Source organism: Caballeronia sp. LjRoot29, from assembly GCF_964252755.1.
GTDB lineage: Bacteria > Pseudomonadota > Gammaproteobacteria > Burkholderiales > Burkholderiaceae > Caballeronia.
Genome location: NZ_CAXUPU020000013.1, coordinates 16,319 through 38,078, shown reverse-complemented (window position 1 = coordinate 38,078; position 21,760 = coordinate 16,319). Strand labels below are relative to the sequence as shown.

The window sequence follows — 21,760 nt, the reverse complement described above, 5'->3', positions numbered from 1 at the left end:
TTCGATTGTTATACGAAACAGGACGCAACGCAGGGCGAACCTTGCCAGAATCAACCTTACCTGAGCCCTGCGGTAGATTTATGACACGGCGATTTCACAAAAACGTCATCATACTGTGAACCATTCCGAGCGATCCTTGCACATTCTGTTTTTTTGACTGCCAATACTATCGATGTCCTTACGCTATCCCCTTCTCAATCGCGAACTGGGCATTCTGGGTTTTAACGAACGTGTATTGTCGCAAGCCGCCGATACCGCCGTTCCGTTACTCGAACGGCTTCGCTTCATCTGTATTACCAGCAGCAACCTGGACGAATTCTTCGAAGTCCGCATGGCCGGCATGCAGGAACAGATGCGCGATAACCCGGGCTCGCTTTCGCCTGACGGCATGTCGCTGCAGCATGTGTACGACCTCGTCGTCGAACGTGCGCATCGACTGGTCCATCAGCAATACGTGATGCTTCAGAGCACCGTGTTTCCGGCGCTGGAAAGCGAAGGAATCTACTTTCATGGCGTGGAATCGTGGAGCGAGGCGCAGACCGACTGGGCCCGCGATTATTTCCAGAACGAGTTGCTGCCGGTGCTCACGCCTATCGGCCTGGATCCCGCGCATCCGTTTCCGCGCGTGCTGAACAAGAGCCTGAACTTCGTGGTCGAGCTGGAAGGTAAGGACGCGTTCGGCCGTCAGGCGATGATGGGCATCGTGCAGGCGCCGCGCGCGCTGCCCCGGCTCGTGCGCATGCCCGAGGCGCTGTCGGGCTATCCGCACGGTTTTGTGCTGTTGAGCTCGCTGATGCAGCGTTTTGTCGACGCGCTGTTTCCGCATTTGATGGTGCGCAGTTGCAACCAGTTTCGCATCACGCGCAACAGCGAATTGTTCGTCGATGAAGACGAAATCACCAACCTGCGCGTGGCGCTGCAGGGCGAACTGCCCGCGCGGCATCTGGGCAATGCGGTGCGACTGGAAGTGTCGGCGGAAACGCCGCCGCACATGATCCGGCGCCTGCTCGACGAGAGCGAACTGAACGACCGCGATTGTTATCGCGTGAACGGGCCCGTGAATCTCGTGCGCCTGATGCCGTTGCCCGAGATGGTCGACCGGCCGGACCTGAAGTTCGTGCCGCACATTCCAGCGGTGCCGAAGGCGATTGCAGCAGCGTCGAACATGTTCGATGCCATCGATCAGGGCGATATCCTCCTGCATCATCCGTACGAGAGTTTTCAGCCCGTGCTCGAATTGCTGTTGCAGGCGGCCAAGGACCCGCAGGTGGTCGCGATCAAGCAAACCATCTATCGGACCGGCACGGACTCCCCGTTGATGGACGCGCTGATGCAAGCCGCGCGCAACGGCAAGGAAGTGACCGTCGTGGTGGAATTGCTCGCGCGCTTCGACGAAGAGACCAATATCAGCTGGGCGTCGCAACTTGAGGCGGTGGGCGCGCATGTGGTGTACGGCGTGGTCGGCCACAAATGCCACGCGAAAATGATGCTGATCGTGCGGCGTGTCTCGCAGCACGGCAAGATGGTGCTCAGGCGTTATGTGCATCTGGGGACGGGAAACTATCATCCGCGTACGGCGCGTCTTTATACCGATTTCGCCGTGATGACCTCGGATCAGGAAGTCTGCGAAGACGTGCATCACGTGTTCCAGCAACTCACCGGCATCGGCGGCGAATTACGCCTGCATCAGCTTTGGCAAGCGCCTTTTACGCTGCATCCGAATTTGATCGAAGCCATTCGTGCTGAAGCCGACAACGCGCGCGCGGGAAAGAAAGCGCGGATTGTCGCGAAGATGAACGCGTTGCTCGAACCAACCGTGATTATCGCGTTGTATGAAGCGTCGCAAGCCGGCGTGAAAATCGACTTGATCGTGCGTGGCGTCTGCGCGTTAAAACCCGGTGTGGAAGATCTCTCCGAGAACATTACGGTGCGATCTATCGTTGGACGCTTTCTCGAACATCACCGCATCTTTTATTTTTACGCGGGCGGAGAAGAGAAGGTGTATTTGTCGAGTGCGGACTGGATGGACCGCAACTTCTTCCGGCGCGTTGAAGTGGCGTTTCCGGTGAACGACCGGCGCCTGAAACGGCGCGTGATTGCGGAAGGGTTGTCCGTATTTCTCGGCGACAACCAGTCGGCGTGGCTCATGCAAAGCGATGGGCATTACAAGCGGCGACGTCCGGGCAAGTCGATGCGCAATGCTCAACTGGGCCTGCTCGCGAAGTTCTGCCCTTGATGCACTGACTGGCGGCGTTATAAGCCGCCTTCCCCTTGAAGCCGCGATTCAAGCCGCGATCGATTTTCTCATCGCCGTACGGGCAGCCGAAAACTTGACCGAGAAGGTGCTTCCCCGCCCTTCCTCGCTCTTGACTTCGAGATCGGCCAGATGGCGTTGCAATACATGCTTGACGATTGCAAGCCCCAAGCCCGTACCACCGGTATCGCGCGAGCGGCTTCTATCCACACGATAAAACCGTTCGGTCAAACGGGGAATATGTTCGGGCGGAATACCGAGTCCGCTATCGCGCACTGAAAACACTGCGCGATCTTTAACGCGCTGCCACGAGACATCAATCGTTCCACCATCCGGCGTATAACGAATTGCATTCGTCACCAGATTCGCGAGCGCGCTCACAATTTCCGTTTCCGAACCGGACACCGTCAACGCTTCATCAACATCGAATGTGATTCGATGCCGGCCATTCGAAAGATTATCGGCGTCCTCTTCAAGATGGCGCAGCACTGCGCGCATATCGAGAACATCGTCGCTCGGCGGTTTGACATCGCCTTCCAGATTCGCAAGCACGAGCAAGTCGCGCACAATGTTCTGCATCCGCGACGACTGCTGCTCCATCATCTCCAGATATCGCGCCCGGTCGGATTCATTTAGCGGCAACTCGCGCATGGTTTCGAGAAAGCCGGACAACACCGTCAACGGCGTCTTCAACTCGTGCGAAACGTTCGCGACAAAATCGCGGCGCATGGAATCGGTTCTTTCCAGTTCCGTTATGTCCTGAGTCAGAATCAGTTTGCGGTTTTCGCCGTAGGGAAATATTTGCACCGACAATACATGCTGCCGGTTCAGCCCCATACCGCGCATGACCAGCACCGACTCATAATGTTGCGAAGCGAGATAACGAACGAAATCGGGCTGACGCACGAGATGCGTAATGTGCTGGCGCAAATCGCGTTTTGCATCGAGCCCGAAATGGGTTTCCGCAATGGCGTTGCACCACTCGATCTGGTCGCTGTCATCGAGCATGGCCACGCCATTCGGCGACGCCTGGATACCCTGGATAAACCGTGAATGCTGCTGCTCGACCTGACGCACCTGGGCATGCCAGCGCTTCGCAAGCTTATGCAGCCGATAATAAATCTCGCCCCACACGCCCGGTGCGCTCGGGACTTCGCCATACACGGGCGCATCCAGCAAGCGCCACAGGCGCTGCGTATGAAAGGTGGTGAAGAGGGTTTGAAGAACCAGCATGACCAGCGCGAAACAAAGTGCGGCGCGCACGCCGAACAGCGCGCCGACGATCCCGCTCAATACCGCGAGCAACGCGAGGGACACGAGAGAACGCGTCCAGATGATATTCATGAATTAGCGGATCGAGATTATTACCACGCGACCACGATTGGTCGCGGGTCTCATTGACTCTTGTCGTGCACTCTATCAAGCGCTCTTGGCTAGCCTGTAACCGCTGCCACGAACCGTTTCAATCATAGCATCGCAACCCGCGGGCTTCAGGGCGGCGCGCAGACGCTTGATATGCACGTCCACCGTCCGCTCTTCCACGAATACGTGATCGCCCCACACCTGATCCAGCAATTGTGTGCGGCTATGCACGCGCTCGGGGTGCGTCATGAAGAAATGCAGCAAGCGGAACTCGGTCGGTCCGAGATCGAGCTTGATATCGTCGCTGCCATGACCGTTTGAATGCGCCGCCACCCTGTGAGTGGCCGGATCGAGACGCAAGCCATTGATTGCGACCACGTCTTCCGTTAATTGCGGCGCGCGCCGGCGCAATACCGCCTTGATCCGTGCCATCAATTCTTTCGGCGAAAACGGCTTCGTCACATAATCGTCCGCACCAATCTCTAGTCCGAGCACTTTGTCCTGCTCGTCGCCGCGGGCAGTAAGCATGATGATCGGAATATGTTTCGTGCGTTCGTTGCCCCGCAATTCCCGCGCAAAGGCGATACCGGATTTACCCGGCAGCATCCAGTCGAGAAGCACCAGGTCGGGCAAGACATCGCTGATCAGGTTTTGCGCCTGTTCCGCGTTATAAGCACGAATGGGGCAGTGGCCCGCGTGTTGCAGATTCACCGAAATCAATTCGGAAATCGCGGGTTCGTCTTCTATAACGAGAATGCTGCTGGGCATCGGCACCTCTGTAACCTTCTTCGCGTAAGTTAAACAACCAACATTGGAATCAGAAAAGAATCAGCTCAGTGCTTCGCGTTCGAGTTGATCGCGCGACACATGGCGGACATCCGTTCCCTTCACAATGTAAATAATGAACTCCGCAATGTTCTTTGCATGATCGCCAATCCGTTCGACCGCTTTAGCGATGAACAGATAATCGAGGCCCGCCGAAATCATGCGCGGATCTTCCATCATGTACGTGACCAGCTTGCGCACGAACGCACGGAATTCTTCGTCGATGGCTTTGTCGTCGCGAACAATTTGTGCAGCGGCGACCGTATCCAGACGCGCGAATGCATCTAATGCACGGCGCAAGATAGATACCGCCATTTCGCCCGACAACTTGATCTCCGCGATATTGACGTTACGCCCCATGCCATCTTCATTAATGCGTCGCACACGCTTGGCGATCTTCTCGGCTTCGTCGCCGGCACGCTCGAGATTCGTAATCGTTTTCGAAATTGCCATTAACAAACGCAGGTCACGCGCAGCCGGCTGACGGCGCGCGATGATGTTGCTGCATTCCTCGTCAATCTCGACTTCCATGGTATTCAGGCGCGTCTCGGCGAGCACCACCGCTTCGACAATATCCATGTCGAACGTATTGAGCGCCTGCATGGCCTGGATGATTTGCGACTCGACCAGACCGCCCATTTCCAGCACCTTCGATGACACCGCATTCAGATCGGCGTCGAACTGGCTCGACAAATGTTTATCGGACATATGTGCTCCCTGAAGTCCTTTTTTAGCCCGTTATGCTCTCAACCAAACCGGCCAGTGATGTAGTCTTCCGTTTCCTTGCGGGACGGCTTGATGAAGATCTTTTCCGTATCGCCGAATTCAATCAATTCGCCTAGATACATGTAAGCAGTGTAGTCCGAACAACGCGCCGCCTGCTGCATGTTGTGCGTGACGATCACGACCGTGTAATCGTCCTTCAGTTCGGCGATCAATTCTTCAATGCGTCCCGTCGAAATCGGGTCGAGCGCCGAACACGGTTCGTCGAGTAACAGCACTTCCGGGCGAATTGCAATGCCGCGTGCAATGCACAGGCGCTGCTGTTGTCCACCCGAGAGGCCATAGCCGCTTTGTTGCAGCTTGTCCTTCACTTCGTTCCACAGCGCCGCTTTCGTCAGCGCCCACTCCACGCGGTCGTCCATCTCCGAGCGCGACAGTTGCTCGAACATCTTCACGCCAAACGCAATGTTGTCGTAGATCGACATGGGGAACGGCGTCGGCTTCTGGAACACCATGCCCACGCGTGCACGCAGCAGCGAGATATCGCGGCTCGTATCGAGCAGGTTGTTGCCGTCCATCAGGATCTCGCCTTCCGCGCGCTGCTCCGGATACAGCGCGTACATCTTGTTGAACGTGCGCAGCAGCGTGGACTTGCCGCATCCCGACGGACCGATGAACGCAGTCACCTTATGTTCAGGAATCCGCAGGTTAATGTTCTTCAGCGCATGAAACTTGTTATAGAAGAAGTTGAGGTTGTTCACCTCGATCTTCGGTTTCATCGATCCGACCGGCGGCGCGTGATGGGTCGGCTTGAAGCTGCCGGGCGCTGCACCGCGTTCGACTGGGGCGCCGGAATTGTCACTGCCGGCGGCCGGATTAGCGCTTTTAGCGCTTACATCGCTTGCGACTGTGTTCATGGAATGATTTCCGCCTTATTTTTTCGAGAAGATCGTGCGTGCCAGGATGTTCAGACCGAGCACGCCAAGCGTGATCAGGAACACGCCGGCCCACGCGAGCGCTTGCCATTGTGGGAACGGGCTCATCGCGAACTTGTAGATCGTGACGGGCAGGTTGGCCACCGGTTGATTCATGTCCCACGAGAAGAACTGGTTGGACAGCGCCGTGAAGAGCAGCGGCGCCGTTTCACCGGTGATGCGTGCAACGGCGAGCAAGACGCCCGTCACAATGCCGCTCACCGACGCCTTCAGTGTGATCGAACAGATCATCTTCCACTTCGGCGTGCCGAGTGCGAAGGCCGCTTCACGCAGCGCGTTCGGCACGAGCCGCAACATGTTTTCCGTCGTGCGAATCACGATGGGAATCTGCAGCAAAGCGAGCGCGATCACGCCGGCCCAGCCGCTAAAGCGCCCCATTTGCGCGACTACCAGCGCATACACGAACAAGCCGATCACAATCGATGGCGCCGACAACAGGATGTCGTTGATGAAGCGCGTCACGCTGGCGAGCCAGCGCTTGTCGCCGTATTCGGCGAGATAAACGCCCGCGAGAATCCCAAGCGGCGTGCCAATAAAAGTTGCGAGCAGCACGAGCATCAAGCTGCCGACAATCGCGTTCAGCAAACCGCCGCCATCGGTGTTGGGCGGAGGCGTGTTCTGCGTGAACAGTTCGATCGACATACCGCCAATGCCGAGCTTGACCGTGGTGAACAGAATCCACACGAGCCACAATAAGCCGAACGCCATGGCCGCCAGCGACAACACCAGCGCGACCACGTTTTTGCCACGACGGCGCCGTTGCAACTTGATGCGCGTGGCTTCTTCCCGCTCCGGATTACCGGAACCGGGGAATGGAGTAGTTGACCGGTTCACTTGCCACCCTCCGACTTTTCGAGGCGCAGCAACATGAGTTTGGACAGTGAAAGGACGATGAACGTAATCAGGAACAGGATCAAGCCCAGTTCCATCAACGCCGAGGTATGCAGACCCGGGCTCGCTTCAGCAAACTCATTCGCAAGCGCGGAGGTAATGCTGTTGCCTGGCGAAAACAGCGAGACGTTATCGAGCAGATTGGTATTGCCGATCACGAACGTCACCGCCATGGTTTCACCGAGTGCGCGGCCAAGGCCGAGCATCACGCCACCGATCACACCGGTTCGCGTGAACGGCAACACGATCTTCCACATCACTTCCCAGGTCGTGCAGCCAATGCCGTATGCCGATTCCTTCAGCAGCACGGGCGTGACTTCGAACACGTCGCGCATCACGGCCGCGATGTACGGAATGATCATGATCGCCAGGATCACACCGGCACACAAAATGCCGATGCCAATAGGCGGTCCCTGGAAAAAGCGGCCGATCAACCAGACGTTCCCGAGCGCGCTGCCCAGCGGCTTTTCGAAATACGTTGCGAAGATGGGAGAGAACACCAGCAGGCCCCACATGCCGTACACAATCGACGGGATCGCGGCCAGCAGCTCAATTGCCACGCCGAGCGGCCGGCGCAGCCACGCGGGCGCGAGCTCGGTCAGGAACAGCGCAATGCCGAAGCTCACGGGCACGGCGATGATCAACGCAATGATGGACGTAGCGATGGTGCCGTAGATAGGCACGAGCGCGCCGAAACTATCGGTTTGTGGATCCCAATCGGAACGCCACAGGAAACTGAGGCCAAATTTTTGAAGCGTAGGCAGTGACGCTATGATCAGCGACACAATAATGCCGCCCAGCAGCAGCAGCGTGACGACGGCGGCAAGCCGTGTCAGCCCACCGAAAACGATATCACCGAGACGACCCGGAGCGCGTTGAGCGCGGCTGGCGGGCGGAGTCGATGCGAGGTTGATGTCCGACATGGGAACCTTCGGAAGGGCCGCGCGGCGGATGCCGCGCGGCAATACGGACAGAAAAGCCAGAAGCTTGGTTACGTGCTACTAAACTTATTGCGCGACTGCCTTGCCCGACGCGTCCTTGACCTTCTCTTTCCACTGCGTTTCGATTTCGGCAACGACCGAATCAGGCAACGAGATGTAGTCGAGTTCGTTCGCTGCTTGCGCGCCGTTCTTGAACGCCCAGCCGAAGAACTTCAGCGTTTCCGCGCCTTGTGCTTCCTTGTCCTGCGTCGTGTGGAGCAGCACGAAGGTTGCGCCTACGATCGGCCATGCGTCCTTGCCCGGCTCGTTCGTCAGGATTTGATAGAACGACTTCGACCAATCTGCGCTCGCTGCTGCAGCCTTGAACGTTTCCGTCTTCGGCTCGACCACTGCGCCCGCTGCATTCTTCAAGTCGACGTACGTCATCTTGTTTTGCTTAGCGTACGCCCATTCCACATAACCAATAGCACCCGGCAGACGCTGAACGAACGCGGCGACGCCGTCGTTGCCCTTGCCGCCCGTGCCTGTCGGCCAGTTGACCGTCGAACCTTCACCGACCTTGCTCTTCCACTCGGCGTTCACCTTGGACAAATAGTTCGTCCAGATGAAGCTCGTGCCCGAACCGTCAGCGCGGCGCACGACAGCAATGTCCGTATCCGGCAGCTTCAGCTTCGGATTCAGTGCGGCGATAGCCGGGTCATTCCACTTCTTGATCTTGCCGAGGTAGATGTCGCCGAGAACTTCACCCGACAGCGTCATCTCACCTGCCTTGATACCCGGCACGTTGATCGCCGGGACTACGCCGCCAACCACTGTCGGAAACTGGAAAAGCCCCTGCTTGGCCAGTTCGTCGTCCTTCAGCGGTGCGTCCGAGCCAGCGAAATCCACCGTCTTCGCGATGATTTGCTTGATGCCGCCCGAGGAACCGATACCTTGGTAGTTAACCTTGCCGCCGCCCGACTTCTGGTACGTATCGGCCCATTTCGTGTAAATCGGTGCAGCGAAGGTACTGCCCGCGCCGGTGATGTCCGCAGCTTGAGCTGACATCGCAAACATTGCGCCGACGATGCCTGCAAGCGCGGTGTGCATCAATTTCATGTGATCTCCAGGGTTGTGAGCAAGTGGCTCGACACCGCGAAGGATAGGGGCTCAATGTGACAGTCCGATGACGAATGATGAAGCCAGCGTGACAACGTGCTTACGGTAACGAAAGTTTAAAGTTCAGAAGTTAGCCCACCAAGGCTTGATGGGACGGCTGTTGAGCCGATTCGGCCATGTTTCTTTCAATTATTTTTTCAGCTGCACAATGCCGCGTAATCTTGCGATCCGATTGACGCGATTTTTTGGATCGCTCGTTCTTTTAAATACGTCGATACCTGGAACAGGCATCCGCAATCACTTGAATGCAAAAAAAACGCCACGGCGCAAACCGTGGCGTTTTCGGTACTTTGGTCGTGCTTCAATCGTTTGCGACGCTTAAGTCGTCGCGTCCTTCACTACCTTCGCAATGCTTTCTGCGTGCGCGACCGCGTCCTCTTCCGACGCAGCTTCCACCATCACGCGCAGCACCGGCTCCGTTCCCGACGCGCGGATCAGCACCCGGCCATGCGATTCGAGCGCGCGCTCGGCGTCCTTGATCGCCTGCTTGATCGTGTTGCTGCTCTTCCAGTCGGCGTCGGGACTCATGCGCACATTGATGAGCTTCTGCGGGAACAACTTGATGCCGTCGAGCAGGTCGGCGAGCGGCTTGCCGCCGCGCTTTATTGCCGCGAGCACGAGGAGCGCCGAAACGATGCCGTCGCCCGTGGAATGCCGGTCAAGCGACAGGATATGCCCCGACCCTTCCGCGCCCAGCATCCAGTTGTTCTCACGCAGTTTCTCGAGTACATAGCGATCGCCCACGGCGGCGCGCACGAACTGCACGCCCGCCTGCTTCAGCGCGACCTCGACCGCCATGTTCGTCATCAACGTGCCGACGGCGCCGTCCACGCGCCCGTCCGTCGCAATACGATCCTTCACCAGCACGTACAGCAGTTCGTCGCCGTTGTAGAGCCGTCCTGAGGCATCGACGACCTGCAGGCGGTCCGCATCGCCATCGAGCGCAATACCGATATCCGCACGATGCTCCTTGACCGCTCGCACCAACGCGTCGGGCGCGGTTGCTCCCACGCCATCATTGATATTGAAGCCGTTCGGGGACACGCCGATCGTCACCACTTCCGCGCCAAGCTCGTGGAACACTTGCGGCGCGACGTCGTACGCAGCGCCGTGAGCGCAATCAACCACCAGCTTGAGACCGTGCAAATCGAAGCTGGCCGGGAACGTACTCTTGCAGAATTCGATGTAGCGGCCGCGAGCATCGTCCAGCCGGCGAGCCTTGCCCAGCAGTTCGGACGGTGCGCAGGACATGGGTTCGTCAAGTTGCGCCTCGATCTGCAACTCGACTTCGTCCGGGAGCTTGTTGCCATCGGCGGAAAAAAACTTGATGCCGTTGTCGTAGTACGGGTTATGCGATGCGCTGATCACCACGCCCGCCGCGAGGCGCAAGGCCCGCGTCAGGTACGCGACGCCCGGCGTCGGAATCGGGCCGGCCAGCATGACGTCGACGCCTGCGGCCGAAAAACCCGACTCCAGCGCTGCTTCCAGCATGTACCCCGACACCCGCGTGTCCTTGCCGATCAGCACCGTCGGACGGCTGCCGCGCTGCGCCCATCGATCGGCGCCCGCCAGCACTTTCCCGGCTGCATAGCCCAGCCGCAACACAAAATCAGGCGTGATCGGAGCTTCGCCGACCTTCCCCCGAATACCATCTGTTCCAAAATATCGACGTGCCATCGTTTCGTTTTTATCCTTGCGCAAAAAATTGAGCGCGAACTGTGAACTTCAAATGTGTTGGGCCAACCGCAATGGCTATGCCTTCGTCATGTCGGTCATTGAGTCAAGCGGACTCGTGCTTTGACTTGAACGGTCGGCAGCATGCATCGCCTGCCAAACCTTCAATGCATCGGCAGTCGCCGCGACGTCATGCACGCGCACAATGGCCGCGCCTTGCTCAGCCGCACAAACCGCCGCCGCCACGCTCGCCGCCACACGCCCGGCCGGTTGCGTTCGCCCTGTCACGGCGCCGAGCATCGACTTGCGCGACATGCCAGCCAGCAACGGGACGCGCGAATTCGCAGGCCGGGTCTCGGCGAAATGCGCCAGCAAAGTGTAATTATGATCGATCACAGACTTGCCGAATCCAAAACCGGGATCGAGGCAGATTCGCTCCGCGCTGATTCCGGCCGCCGTCAGCGTAAGCAGCCGTTTCTCGAAGAATTCGCGCACGTCCGCCACGACGTCCTGATACACAGGCTCATGCATCTGCATGGTTTGCGGCTCGCCAAGCATATGCATGACGCAGAGTCCGCACGTGCTGTTTTTGACAGCCTCAAGCGCGCCTTCACGACGCAAGCCCCAAATGTCGTTGACCAAATCCGCGCCGGCGGAAAGCGCGGCGCGCATGACCGCTGGCTTGTAGGTATCGATGGAAAGCGGCACGCCCGCCGAACGCAACGCTTCGATTACCGGGATCACGCGCTCAAGCTCCTCGTCCAGCGGGACTGGCGGCGCGCCCGGACGGGTCGACTCGCCGCCAATATCGATGATGTCGGCACCGTCGCGAATCATCTCAGTGGCCTGCACGAGCGCGGCGTCGCGCGCGACGAAACGGCCGCCATCAGAAAACGAATCCGGCGTGACATTGAGGATGCCCATGATCAACGGGCGCTCGAAAGTCAGCGTGAACCGGCCGCATTGAAGCGGCTGAGCAATGGCGCGATGCCCGTTCGGGAGAGGTGAAGACTGCATAGTGGTCAGGCCAGACGATGAAGGAGCTACGTTGCTATTAGTACGCCGAGTACGCCGATCGGTCCGCCGTTCGACGTCCATACGGCCAGGTTCAAACAATAATTGCCGCTCCAAGCCGGTGAACCTCCGCTTGGATACCTCAAAAAGCGAACCACAACGGAAAAGGGGCTGGTGTGAAATCACACCAGCCCCTTCTGACTTGCTTCAGGATCGCGTCAGGCTGAAGCAGGAGCCGTGGCGTTACCCGGTTTGACTTCCGCGCCGGCATTTCCACCACCCGACGACGGATCACCCGACGGCGGCGGCAGATTCTTCGGCGGACGTGGCGGACGACCGCCCATGATGTCGCTAATCTGCTCCGCGTCGATGGTTTCCCATTCCAGCAGCGCCTTCGTCATGGATTCGACCTTGTCGCGGTTGTCTTCCAGCAGCTTGCGGGCAAGACCATACTGATCGTCAAGAATCCGGCGAATTTCAGCATCGACCTTTTGCTGCGTGGCTTCGGACACCGTCTTCGACGCCATCTTGCCGAACACGCCGTCCTGTTCCGTGTCGACATACACCATCGTGCCGAGCACATCCGACATGCCGTAACGCGTCACCATGTCACGCGCCATCTTGGTCGCGCGCTCAAAGTCATTCGAAGCACCCGTGGACATGGAGTTCAGGAACACTTCCTCCGCTGCACGGCCGCCGAACAGGATGGCGATTTCCTCGAGCATCTTGTCACGATACAGATTGACCCGATCATGCTCCGGTAACTGCCACGTGATACCCAACGCCCAGCCGCGCGGCATGATGGAGACCTTGTGAACCGGATCGGCGTGCGGCAGGAGCTTCGCCACCACCGCGTGACCCGACTCGTGGTAAGCCGTATTGCGACGCTCTTCTTCACGCATCACGGCCGACTTACGTTCCGGACCCATGAAGATCTTGTCTTTCGCGTCTTCGAAGTCAGCCATTTCGACGATCCGCTTGCCGCGACGCGCTGCAAACAACGCTGCTTCGTTCACAAGGTTCGCCAGATCGGCGCCCGAGAAGCCCGGCGTGCCGCGTGCGATCACCGAAGCATCGACGTCGTTCGAAATAGGCACCTTGCGCAGATGAACCTTCATGATGTGTTCGCGGCCGCGGATATCCGGCAAGCCCACGTACACCTGACGGTCGAAACGGCCCGGACGCAGCAACGCTTTGTCCAGCACGTCGGAACGGTTGGTTGCAGCGATCACGATCACGCCGGAGTTCGCCTCGAACCCGTCCATTTCCACGAGCATCTGGTTCAACGTCTGTTCGCGCTCGTCGTTACCGCCCCCCATGCCGGCGCCGCGATGACGGCCCACGGCATCGATTTCGTCGATAAACACGATACACGGCGCGTGCTTCTTGGCCTGCTCGAACATGTCGCGCACCCGGGCCGCGCCCACACCAACGAACATTTCAACGAAGTCCGAACCCGAAATGCTGAAGAACGGTACTTTCGCTTCGCCTGCAATGGCGCGCGCCAGCAGCGTCTTACCCGTACCCGGAGGCCCGACTAGCAATACGCCGCGAGGGATACGCCCGCCCAGCTTCTGGAATTTCTGCGGATCGCGCAGAAAGTCGACTAGCTCGGAGACCTCTTCCTTCGCTTCGTCACAGCCTGCGACGTCGGTAAAATTGATCGCGTTGTTGTTCTCGTCGATCAGCCGCGCTCGCGACTTGCCGAACGAAAATGCTCCGCCTTTCCCGCCGCCCTGCATCTGCCGCATCATGAAGAACCAGAAACCGATGATCAGGATCGTCGGTCCGAGGTAATACAGCGCGGAAACGAGCGCGTTCGGTTCGTCATCAGCCTTGCCGCTGACCTGGACGCCGTACTTCATCAAGTCGCCGACCATCCAGATATCGCCAGGCGACACGATTTGATATTTCTGACCGTCTGCGGGAGTAACGGTGAGATTACGGCCCTGAACGGTAACTGTCTTGACCTTACCGGACTTCGCGTCGTCCATGAATTGCGAATACGAAACACCTTCCTGGACGCGGGGCTTGTCGAACTGCTTGAACACCGTGAACAGCACCAGTGCGATAACCAGCCACACCGCTGCCTTAGAGAACATATTGTTGTTCAAAGCACCACTCCTTCACTCATAGACGGGCGCCTACATTCGCCTTGCGGCACCACCAAAGCATTCTAATCCAGACCGCAAACCCCTGCTATAACCTTTAGCTAGCACGAAGATAGCGGCCGGGACCCGATTGTTTGGACATATTCGGCAAATCAACCGTCGGGACACCCGGTCCCCGGCGGCGCTTCCACCTGCAACTCTCAATCCCGACGCTTGAGTTGCCTGCCCAAAATAAACGTTTCGGACGATTTGTCGCGCGATGCCTTTGGCTTGCGCGGCGCGACGATTTTGAATTGATGCTTGAACTTCTCCACTATTTGACTATAGCCGCTGCCGTGAAAACATTTGACCAATAAGGCACCTTCCGGCTTTAAATGGTTTTGCGAGAAGTCCAGCGCCAGATCGCACAGATGTTCCATTCGCGCCGCATCCGCGCTTGCAACTCCTGAGAGGTTGGGGGCCATGTCAGAAATTACAAGGTCGACTTGATGGTCGCCCACGATTTCCTTCAACTGGTCCAGTACCGAGTCTTCGCGGAAATCACCCTGGATGAAAATCACGTCGGCAATCGGCTCCATGGGCAACAGGTCGAGCGCGATGATCTTGCCATCGATCCCGCCTTCGCGCGTTTCACCCCGCTTGGACCCTTTAGCCAATTGGTTACGCGCGTATTGGCTCCAGCTCCCCGGAGTCGAGCCAAGGTCGACAATGATCTGGCCCGGTTTGATCAACTTATCCTGCTCGTCGATCTCCTTCAGCTTGTATGCCGCGCGCGCCCGATAGCCCTCGCGCTGCGCGAGTTTCACGTATGGGTCGTTGATGTGGTCGTGCAGCCACGAGTAATTGAAGCGGTTTTTTGCCATTAAGAATGAACTCTTGCTGCGTGAAGCTGTGCTTTTAGCGGATAATACGCGTCTAATTCGGGCTGCTGCTCATTTATGAGGCAGCCTTCGTCGATGTGGACAGCCGAAGTAGCTAGCCGACTCAGACACCGTTGCGCCCTGTGTTTGCCAGCGACGTTTGCCGGAGACCCGAAGCTGATAATGTGCTTCGGGCTTATCTGGCAAGGGGCGGCGTCCGAGCTCCGGCGATTAAAGATTCGTTAAAATCAAGTCCGTTGCTCGCCGCATCGCCTCGCGCCGTCCGTCATTTTCTTGAGCAAGGCCTCCTGCCCTGCCCGTCTTTGTTTTGCAATCGCGACCGTTTAGCCACTTTTACGCTACGGCGCCTCTCATTTTAGTCGAGTCCGTTACTTCTCATGTCAGCTCTCAAACTTTCTCCCGCCCAACGCGCCGACCTGCGCTCCCAAGCTCATGCGCTCAAGCCCGTCGTACTCGTTGGCGGTGACGGGCTGACCGAGGCCGTTCTGGCCGAGATCGAGGTGCACCTTGCTGCACATCAGCTCATCAAGATCCGCGTGTTCGGCGACGACCGTGAAGCCCGTGTCGCCGCCTACGCCGAGATCTGCGACAAGCTAGATGCCGCGCCGGTCCAGCAAATCGGCAAGTTGCTCGTGGTATGGCGGCCGGAAAGCGACCAAGCGCCCAAGCCGTCGCGCGTTGCCGGTGTCCGCGGCGCCAACCGCATAGCGCCTCCGAGCGCCGGCGAAGCCGCCGCTGAGACCTCGTCGAAGGGACGTGCGCCGCGCGTGGTCAAGGTCGTCAAGATCACGCGTGACGCGCCTGTGGTCCGCAAGCCGAAGAAGCAAAAACTGTTGGTTCGCGGCAACGAACGTGTGACCGCTGGCGGCAACGTCAAACGCGCAAAGAAGCGTCTGCCGAGCGCCAAGCGGCACCATCAATCGTCGAAATAAGCCTGTTCCGGTTCGTCTGGAAAGCAAAAAGCCGGTCACGCCCGATACCCTCGGGCATAACCGGCTTTTTTTAACCGCGCGCGCGACGTGCCGCGACGCTAGCCGTTTTTCCCTTCGGAATGACCGATTGCGCTGGAAATTTTGCAGGCGGCAGGCGCCAGAACAACAACAATCCGAGCACGCTCTCCACCAGATAGAACGCGCTGGAGAAGCCGTGCAGCATGCCAAAGCGGCTTGCATTCGGCGATTGCGCGAGTTCCATCCCGCCTTCCTGGGCCGCCACGCGCAGCGCATTCATGAATGGCTGCAGCGCGAAATACCCGATCAACACGCACAACAACATGCCCGCGATGACCCAACGGGTCCGCTTGTATTCGGCGAAACCCGTTCGAACGAGGCGGTTAGCCAACACCAGCAGCAGCAGCGCGCAGATCACGCCGAGAAATCCCTCGATGCGAAACAGTTGCGCAGCAACCGATCCCGCCGACGTCCGGTCAAGCATGCTGAACAGCACCGGGGCCGCCACGTACCCGAGCGTCAGCACGCTGCCGACCCAGATCATGGCGATAATCCGAAAAAATCGATGGGCCATCAGACGTACTTGACCGCGATGATTTCGTACTCGCGCGCGCCGCTCGGCGCCTGGACCGACGCCACGTCGCCCTCGCTCTTGCCAATCAGCGCACGGGCGATGGGCGAGCTGATGGAGACCAGGCCGTGGTCAATGTCCGCTTCGTCGTCGCCGACGATCTGGTAAGTGACCGTGTCGCCCGTAGCCGTCTCTTCCAGTTCGACCGTCGCGCCGAAAATCACGCGCCCGTCAGCCTCCACGGTCGTTGGGTCAATCACTTGCGCCCCGGCCAGCTTCGACTCGATCTCGGCAATCCGGCCTTCGATAAAGCCCTGCTTCTCCTTGGCCGCGTCATATTCGGAGTTTTCGGACAAGTCGCCCTGCGCGCGGGCTTCGGAGATCGAATTCACGACAGCCGGGCGCTCCACGGATTTGAGGCGTTGCAATTCGTCGCGGAGCATTGCCGCGCCGCGTTTAGTCAAAGGAACTGTGCTCATAAACAACTCATTACGCAAAGATGCAGACGTAAAAAAATTACCGCGGTTAAGTGCATCTCCCGGTAAAAAAGGAAGACGCCGCTTAACCGCGGCCCTTGAAACTTAGACTTCATTTGGAGACTGCTGATACTGCAGAGACTCGAATCAGAAACCTTAGTTTAGGCGAGCATGGAGTCCTTGTAAATCATAGACTTCCAGGTCCTTCAGATATCGCAGTCCTTCGACCGCCGCGCGCGCGCCCGACATGGTCGTGTAGTACGTGACCTTGTTGGCCTGTGCGCTCATGCGGATCGAGCGGGAATCGGCAATCGCGGCGCGGGTTTCATCGACGGTGGTGAAGACCAGCGCAATCTCGCCGTTCTTGATCATGTCCACGATGTGCGGCCGGCCGTCCTTCACCTTGTTGACCACCTTAACCGGCACGCCCGCGGCCTGGATAGCCGACGCCGTGCCCTTGGTCGCCACGATCGGGTAGCCCAGCTCGTGCAGCATGGTCGCGACTTCCACGGCCTTTTGCTTGTCGGCATCCATGACCGTCAGCAGGACCGTGCCGCTTTCCGGCAAGCGCGAACCGGCCGCGAGTTGCGACTTGAACAGCGCTTCGCCGAACGTGCGGCCCACGCCCATTACTTCGCCCGTCGAGCGCATTTCAGGTCCGAGCACCGGATCGACAGCCGGGAACTTCACGAACGGGAACACCGCTTCCTTGACGCTGAAATACGGCGGGATCACTTCCTTCGTTATGCCTTGATCGGCGAGTTTTTGACCGACCATCGCGCGGGCGGCGATCTTGGCCAAAGGCAAACCCGTCGCCTTCGATACATACGGCACCGTCCGCGAAGCGCGCGGATTCACTTCGAGCACGTAGATCACGTCCTTCTTCGACCCGTCTTCCTGTACCGCTTGCTGGATCGCAAACTGCACGTTCATCAGGCCGATCACGTTCAGCGCGCGAGCCATGGCGCCGGTCTGGCGCTTGAGTTCGTCGATGGTTTCCTGCGACAGCGAATACGGCGGCAGCGAACATGCCGAGTCGCCGGAATGCACGCCCGCCTGTTCGATGTGCTCCATCACGCCGCCGATAAACACCGCTTCGCCATCGGAAATACAGTCGACATCGCATTCGATGGCGTCGTTCAGGAAGCGGTCGAGCAACACGGGCGAATCATGCGAAACCTTCACGGCTTCGCGCATGTAGCGTTCGAGATCACGCGGCTCGTGGACGATTTCCATTGCGCGGCCACCGAGCACGTACGACGGACGCACGACCAGCGGATAGCCGATTTCTTCGGCGAGGCGCAGCGCTTCGTCTTCGGCGCGTGCCGTGCGATTCGGCGGTTGACGCAGGTTCAGGTCCTGCAGCAGCTTCTGGAAACGCTCGCGGTCTTCGGCGGCGTCGATCATGTCCGGCGACGTTCCAACGATAGGTACGCCGTTCGCCTCGAGGTCCAGCGCAAGCTTCAACGGCGTCTGTCCGCCGTACTGCACGATTACGCCAACCGGCTTTTCCAGATCGACGATTTCAAGCACGTCTTCCAGCGTCAGCGACTCGAAGTACAGACGATCGGACGTGTCGTAGTCGGTGGACACGGTCTCGGGATTGCAGTTGACCATGATGGTTTCATAGCCGTCTTCGCGCATCGCCAAGGCTGCATGCACGCAGCAATAGTCGAACTCGATGCCCTGCCCGATCCGGTTCGGGCCGCCGCCCAACACCATGATCTTCTTTTTATCGGTCGGATTCGCTTCGCACTCTTCCTCGTAGGTCGAGTACATGTAGGCGGTTTTCGTTGCAAACTCGGCGGCGCACGTGTCCACGCGCTTGTAGACAGGACGCACCTTCAACCCGTGACGATGCTTGCGCACAGCCGTTTGATCCGACCCAAGCAATTTGGCGAGGCGTCGATCCGAAAAACCGCTCTGCTTCAGATACAGCATTTCATCCTTGGTCAGGCTATCGACCGTGCGGCCGCTGAGCGCCTTTTCCTTCTGGATGATCTGCTCGATTTGCGCGAGGAACCACGGATCGATCGATGTCTCTTCAAAGATTTCCTGAGCGGTCAGGCCAAGACGGAATGCGTCGCCCAGGAACCAGATCCGGTCCGGACCCGGCTCACCGATTTCGCGAATCACTTCGTCGCGGCTGGTGGTCTTTTCATCGAGACCGTCCACTCCCACTTCCAGTCCGCGCAACGCCTTCTGGAACGATTCCTGGAACGTGCGGCCAATGGCCATCACTTCGCCGACCGACTTCATTTGCGTTGTCAGGCGTGCATCGGCTTCGCGGAATTTCTCGAACGCGAAACGCGGAATCTTGGTAACCACATAGTCGATGGTCGGCTCAAACGATGCCGGCGTCTGACCACCGGTGATCTCGTTCTTGAGTTCATCGAGCGTATAGCCCACGGCCAGTTTCGCTGCGACCTTGGCGATCGGGAAACCCGTCGCCTTCGATGCCAGCGCCGACGAACGCGACACGCGCGGATTCATCTCGATGACCACCATGCGGCCGTCTTTCGGGTTGATCGCGAACTGTACGTTGGAACCGCCCGTGTCCACGCCAATCTCGCGCAGCACCGCAAGCGATGCGTTACGCAGGATCTGATATTCCTTGTCGGTCAGCGTTTGAGCCGGCGCGACGGTGATGGAGTCGCCGGTATGCACGCCCATCGGGTCCAGGTTTTCGATCGAGCACACGATGATGCAGTTGTCCTTTGTATCGCGGACCACTTCCATCTCGAACTCTTTCCAGCCCAGCAGCGACTCTTCGATCAGCAATTCACGCGTCGGCGATAAATCCAGCCCGCGCTTGCAAATCTCTTCGAATTCCTCCTTGTTATACGCAATCCCGCCGCCCGATCCACCCAGCGTGAACGACGGACGAATCACCGTCGGATAACCGCCGCTGCCCGTCAGCGCGGCAATTTCCGCCTGCACCTGCAACGCTTCTTCCATGGAATGCGCGATGCCCGACTTGGCCGAACCGAGGCCAATCTTCGTCATCGCTTCCTTGAACTTCTGGCGGTCTTCGGCTTTATCGATAGCTTCCGGCGACGCGCCGATCAACTCGACCTTGTACTTTTCCAGCACGCCGTGGTGGAACAAATCGAGCGCGCAGTTCAGCGCGGTTTGTCCGCCCATGGTCGGGAGGATGGCGTCCGGGCGTTCCTTGTCGATGATGCGCTCGACGACTTCCCACGTGATCGGCTCGATATACGTGATGTCGGCCGTGTTCGGGTCGGTCATGATCGTCGCGGGATTGCTGTTGACGAGAATGACCTTGTAGCCTTCCTCGCGCAGCGCCTTGCAAGCCTGCGCGCCCGAATAGTCGAACTCGCACGCCTGACCGATGATGATCGGTCCCGCGCCGATGATGAGGATGCTCTTGATGTCTGTCCGCTTCGGCATAACTGCTCTCAATGATTGTGTTGCGTGTTCTGTCTTTGCGTGTCTGGCGTGTCTGCGCGCCTATATTCAAGCCGCTTCTTTTTGCGCTTCCATCAGGCCGACGAACCGATCGAACAAGTACGCAATATCGTTCGGTCCCGGCGATGCTTCCGGATGGCCCTGGAAACAGAACGCGGGTTTGTCGGTGAGCGCGAAGCCCTGCAGCGTGCCGTCGAACAACGAGGTATGCGTGACCTTTGCGTTGGCGGGCAGCGTGGTCGCATCGACGGCGAAACCGTGATTCTGCGACGTGATCACCACGCGGCCGTTTTCCAGATCCTTGACCGGATGATTCGCGCCGTGATGGCCGGTCTTCATCTTCAATGTCTTCGCGCCGACAGCCAGGCCCATGATCTGGTGCCCGAGGCAAATGCCGAACGTCGGAATGCCGCGTTTGATGAATTCGCGCGTGGCTTCAATCGCGTAATCGCACGGTTCCGGGTCGCCGGGGCCGTTCGAGAGGAAGATGCCGTCGGGGTTCAGCGCAAGAGCGTCTTCAGCGGTGGACTGAGCCGGCAGCACGGTGACGTGGCAACCGCGCTCGGCCAGCATGCGCAGGATGTTGTACTTCACGCCGTAGTCGAACGCGACCACGCGGTACTGCGGCGCCTTTTGCTCGCCGTAGCCACTTTCCAGACGCCATTCGGACTGCGTCCATTCGTACTTTTCTTTCGTCGACACGACTTTGGCGAGATCCATCCCCGACAAACCCGGGAACGAGCGCGCGAGTTCCAAAGCCTTGACTTCGTCGTCGCCGGCGAGAATGCAGCCGTTTTGCGCACCCTTGTCGCGCAGGATTCGCGTGAGCTTGCGGGTATCGATGTTCGAAATGGCGACGACGTTTTCCGCTTTCAGATAGTCGGCGAGAGATTGTTCGGAGCGAAAATTCGAGGCGAGCACCGGCAGATCTCGAATGATCAGGCCGGCGGCATGGACTTTGGTGGATTCGACGTCTTCAGCGTTCACCCCGGCATTGCCGATGTGCGGATACGTCAGGGTGACGATTTGCTGGGCGTAGCTTGGGTCCGTCAGGATTTCCTGATAACCGGTGATAGCGGTGTTGAACACCACTTCGCCGATCGTGTGACCGGACGCGCCGATCGAGTGACCACGAAAGACCGTGCCGTCGGCGAGTGCGAGGATTGCGGGAGAGAATGACGGCAACACGGGAGGCTCCTTTGGAACACCCTGTTTGCCGACCTGTCATCCGACCGTGGGGTCGCGCGCGGCCGAGAAGTGGCGCGCGCAGACCCGCATCGCGTTCGATTGCATCGGGCACAAGCCTCGCCGGTTTCGCTGTTCGGGCTCCAATGACTGGACGCGCGAATCAGGCGTTTGGCGGGATGCGCGCGTGGTGCAAGGCGCGGCGGATGAACGGTGAGTGGGAGGTAGGCGCTAGGGTGTAGGTTGATTTGCTCAAACCTTCGAATTATAGCCGTAAAACGCCCTTCCCTCCAAATTTGAGACGCGCAACACGCAAGACG

17 protein-coding genes are annotated in these 21,760 nt (G+C 58.7%); 2 read left to right on the top strand and 15 right to left on the bottom strand.

Features of this window, described 5'->3' with window-relative positions:
* Positions 1-172 precede the first annotated feature (172 nt).
* Positions 173-2,236, top strand: coding sequence for a polyphosphate kinase 1 (gene ppk1, locus ACSQ83_RS16260; protein WP_436228870.1), 2,064 nt, complete (start codon positions 173-175; stop codon positions 2,234-2,236).
* A gap of 48 nt (positions 2,237-2,284) precedes the next feature.
* Here the strand turns inward: ppk1 and phoR are convergent, their stop codons facing one another.
* The 11 genes from phoR to ACSQ83_RS16205 all read right to left on the bottom strand — a co-directional run bounded on the left by phoR (position 2,285) and on the right by ACSQ83_RS16205 (position 14,811).
* Positions 2,285-3,598 (bottom strand): phosphate regulon sensor histidine kinase PhoR, encoded by a 1,314-nt coding sequence (gene phoR, locus ACSQ83_RS16255; protein ID WP_436228869.1) that lies wholly within the window; start codon positions 3,596-3,598, stop codon positions 2,285-2,287.
* Between the two features lie 75 nt (positions 3,599-3,673).
* Positions 3,674-4,384 carry a phosphate regulon transcriptional regulator PhoB gene (gene phoB, locus ACSQ83_RS16250; RefSeq protein ID WP_299718529.1) on the bottom strand — a complete coding sequence of 237 codons (711 nt, stop codon included), beginning with the start codon at positions 4,382-4,384 and terminating at the stop codon, positions 3,674-3,676.
* Between the two features lie 60 nt (positions 4,385-4,444).
* Positions 4,445-5,149 carry a phosphate signaling complex protein PhoU gene (gene phoU, locus ACSQ83_RS16245; protein WP_414953862.1) on the bottom strand — a complete coding sequence of 235 codons (705 nt, stop codon included), beginning with the start codon at positions 5,147-5,149 and terminating at the stop codon, positions 4,445-4,447.
* A gap of 38 nt (positions 5,150-5,187) precedes the next feature.
* Positions 5,188-5,943: a phosphate ABC transporter ATP-binding protein PstB gene (gene pstB, locus ACSQ83_RS16240; RefSeq protein ID WP_031363387.1), complete on the bottom strand. Its 756-nt coding sequence runs from the start codon at positions 5,941-5,943 to the stop codon at positions 5,188-5,190.
* A 153-nt stretch (positions 5,944-6,096) separates the two neighbouring features.
* A complete protein-coding gene (gene pstA, locus ACSQ83_RS16235; RefSeq protein ID WP_414953863.1) occupies positions 6,097-6,993 on the bottom strand; it encodes a phosphate ABC transporter permease PstA in 897 nt (298 codons plus the stop codon).
* Positions 6,990-7,973: a phosphate ABC transporter permease PstC gene (gene pstC, locus ACSQ83_RS16230; RefSeq protein WP_414953864.1), complete on the bottom strand. Its 984-nt coding sequence runs from the start codon at positions 7,971-7,973 to the stop codon at positions 6,990-6,992. The genes pstA and pstC overlap by 4 nt, the downstream gene beginning before the upstream one ends.
* An 84-nt stretch (positions 7,974-8,057) precedes the next feature.
* Positions 8,058-9,089, bottom strand: coding sequence for a phosphate ABC transporter substrate-binding protein PstS (pstS, locus tag ACSQ83_RS16225; RefSeq protein ID WP_436228868.1), 1,032 nt, complete (start codon positions 9,087-9,089; stop codon positions 8,058-8,060).
* A 378-nt stretch (positions 9,090-9,467) separates the two neighbouring features.
* Positions 9,468-10,826, bottom strand: a complete 1,359-nt coding sequence (glmM, locus tag ACSQ83_RS16220; protein WP_436228867.1) for a phosphoglucosamine mutase — start codon at positions 10,824-10,826, stop codon at positions 9,468-9,470.
* A gap of 75 nt (positions 10,827-10,901) precedes the next feature.
* A complete protein-coding gene (gene folP / locus ACSQ83_RS16215; protein ID WP_436228866.1) occupies positions 10,902-11,840 on the bottom strand; it encodes a dihydropteroate synthase in 939 nt (312 codons plus the stop codon).
* 215 nt (positions 11,841-12,055) lie between these two features.
* Positions 12,056-13,951: an ATP-dependent zinc metalloprotease FtsH gene (gene ftsH / locus ACSQ83_RS16210; protein ID WP_414953868.1), complete on the bottom strand. Its 1,896-nt coding sequence runs from the start codon at positions 13,949-13,951 to the stop codon at positions 12,056-12,058.
* 197 nt (positions 13,952-14,148) lie between these two features.
* Positions 14,149-14,811 (bottom strand): RlmE family RNA methyltransferase, encoded by a 663-nt coding sequence (locus ACSQ83_RS16205; RefSeq protein WP_089159164.1) that lies wholly within the window; start codon positions 14,809-14,811, stop codon positions 14,149-14,151.
* Positions 14,812-15,206: 395 nt separating this feature from the next.
* On the opposite strand from ACSQ83_RS16205, the gene ACSQ83_RS16200 reads away from it, so the two are divergent.
* Positions 15,207-15,761 (top strand): YhbY family RNA-binding protein, encoded by a 555-nt coding sequence (locus tag ACSQ83_RS16200; RefSeq protein WP_414953870.1) that lies wholly within the window; start codon positions 15,207-15,209, stop codon positions 15,759-15,761.
* Between the two features lie 70 nt (positions 15,762-15,831).
* Here ACSQ83_RS16200 and ACSQ83_RS16195 read toward each other — a convergent pair whose 3' ends face one another.
* The 4 genes from ACSQ83_RS16195 to carA all read right to left on the bottom strand — a co-directional run bounded on the left by ACSQ83_RS16195 (position 15,832) and on the right by carA (position 21,443).
* On the bottom strand, positions 15,832-16,353 hold the full coding sequence (locus ACSQ83_RS16195; protein ID WP_436228865.1) for a DUF4149 domain-containing protein: 522 nt from the start codon (positions 16,351-16,353) through the stop codon (positions 15,832-15,834).
* The gene (gene greA, locus ACSQ83_RS16190; protein ID WP_414953872.1) at positions 16,353-16,829 is read right to left on the bottom strand and encodes a transcription elongation factor GreA; all 477 of its coding nucleotides are present in this window, start codon (positions 16,827-16,829) and stop codon (positions 16,353-16,355) included. The genes ACSQ83_RS16195 and greA overlap by 1 nt, the downstream gene beginning before the upstream one ends.
* 153 nt (positions 16,830-16,982) lie before the next feature.
* Positions 16,983-20,237: a carbamoyl-phosphate synthase large subunit gene (gene carB, locus ACSQ83_RS16185; protein ID WP_436228864.1), complete on the bottom strand. Its 3,255-nt coding sequence runs from the start codon at positions 20,235-20,237 to the stop codon at positions 16,983-16,985.
* A 66-nt stretch (positions 20,238-20,303) separates the two neighbouring features.
* A complete protein-coding gene (carA, locus tag ACSQ83_RS16180) occupies positions 20,304-21,443 on the bottom strand; it encodes a glutamine-hydrolyzing carbamoyl-phosphate synthase small subunit (RefSeq protein WP_436228863.1) in 1,140 nt (379 codons plus the stop codon).
* Between the last annotated feature and the right edge of the window lie 317 nt (positions 21,444-21,760).

Bases quoted from the DNA above. Each gene is read 5' to 3' on its own strand.
- ACSQ83_RS16205 (WP_089159164.1), bottom strand. From the start codon at position 14,811: ATGGCAAAAAACCGCTTCAATTACTCGTGGCTGCACGACCACATCAAC.
- phoR (WP_436228869.1), bottom strand. From the start codon at position 3,598: ATGAATATCATCTGGACGCGTTCTCTCGTGTCCCTCGCGTTGCTCGCG.
- pstB (WP_031363387.1), bottom strand. From the start codon at position 5,943: ATGAAACCGAAGATCGAGGTGAACAACCTCAACTTCTTCTATAACAAG.
- phoB (WP_299718529.1), bottom strand. From the start codon at position 4,384: ATGCCCAGCAGCATTCTCGTTATAGAAGACGAACCCGCGATTTCCGAA.
- ACSQ83_RS16195 (WP_436228865.1), bottom strand. From the start codon at position 16,353: ATGGCCCATCGATTTTTTCGGATTATCGCCATGATCTGGGTCGGCAGC.
- carB (WP_436228864.1), bottom strand. From the start codon at position 20,237: ATGCCGAAGCGGACAGACATCAAGAGCATCCTCATCATCGGCGCGGGA.
- ACSQ83_RS16200 (WP_414953870.1), top strand. From the start codon at position 15,207: ATGTCAGCTCTCAAACTTTCTCCCGCCCAACGCGCCGACCTGCGCTCC.
- pstS (WP_436228868.1), bottom strand. From the start codon at position 9,089: ATGAAATTGATGCACACCGCGCTTGCAGGCATCGTCGGCGCAATGTTT.
- folP (WP_436228866.1), bottom strand. From the start codon at position 11,840: ATGCAGTCTTCACCTCTCCCGAACGGGCATCGCGCCATTGCTCAGCCG.
- glmM (WP_436228867.1), bottom strand. From the start codon at position 10,826: ATGGCACGTCGATATTTTGGAACAGATGGTATTCGGGGGAAGGTCGGC.
- pstC (WP_414953864.1), bottom strand. From the start codon at position 7,973: ATGTCGGACATCAACCTCGCATCGACTCCGCCCGCCAGCCGCGCTCAA.
- greA (WP_414953872.1), bottom strand. From the start codon at position 16,829: ATGAGCACAGTTCCTTTGACTAAACGCGGCGCGGCAATGCTCCGCGAC.
- phoU (WP_414953862.1), bottom strand. From the start codon at position 5,149: ATGTCCGATAAACATTTGTCGAGCCAGTTCGACGCCGATCTGAATGCG.
- ppk1 (WP_436228870.1), top strand. From the start codon at position 173: ATGTCCTTACGCTATCCCCTTCTCAATCGCGAACTGGGCATTCTGGGT.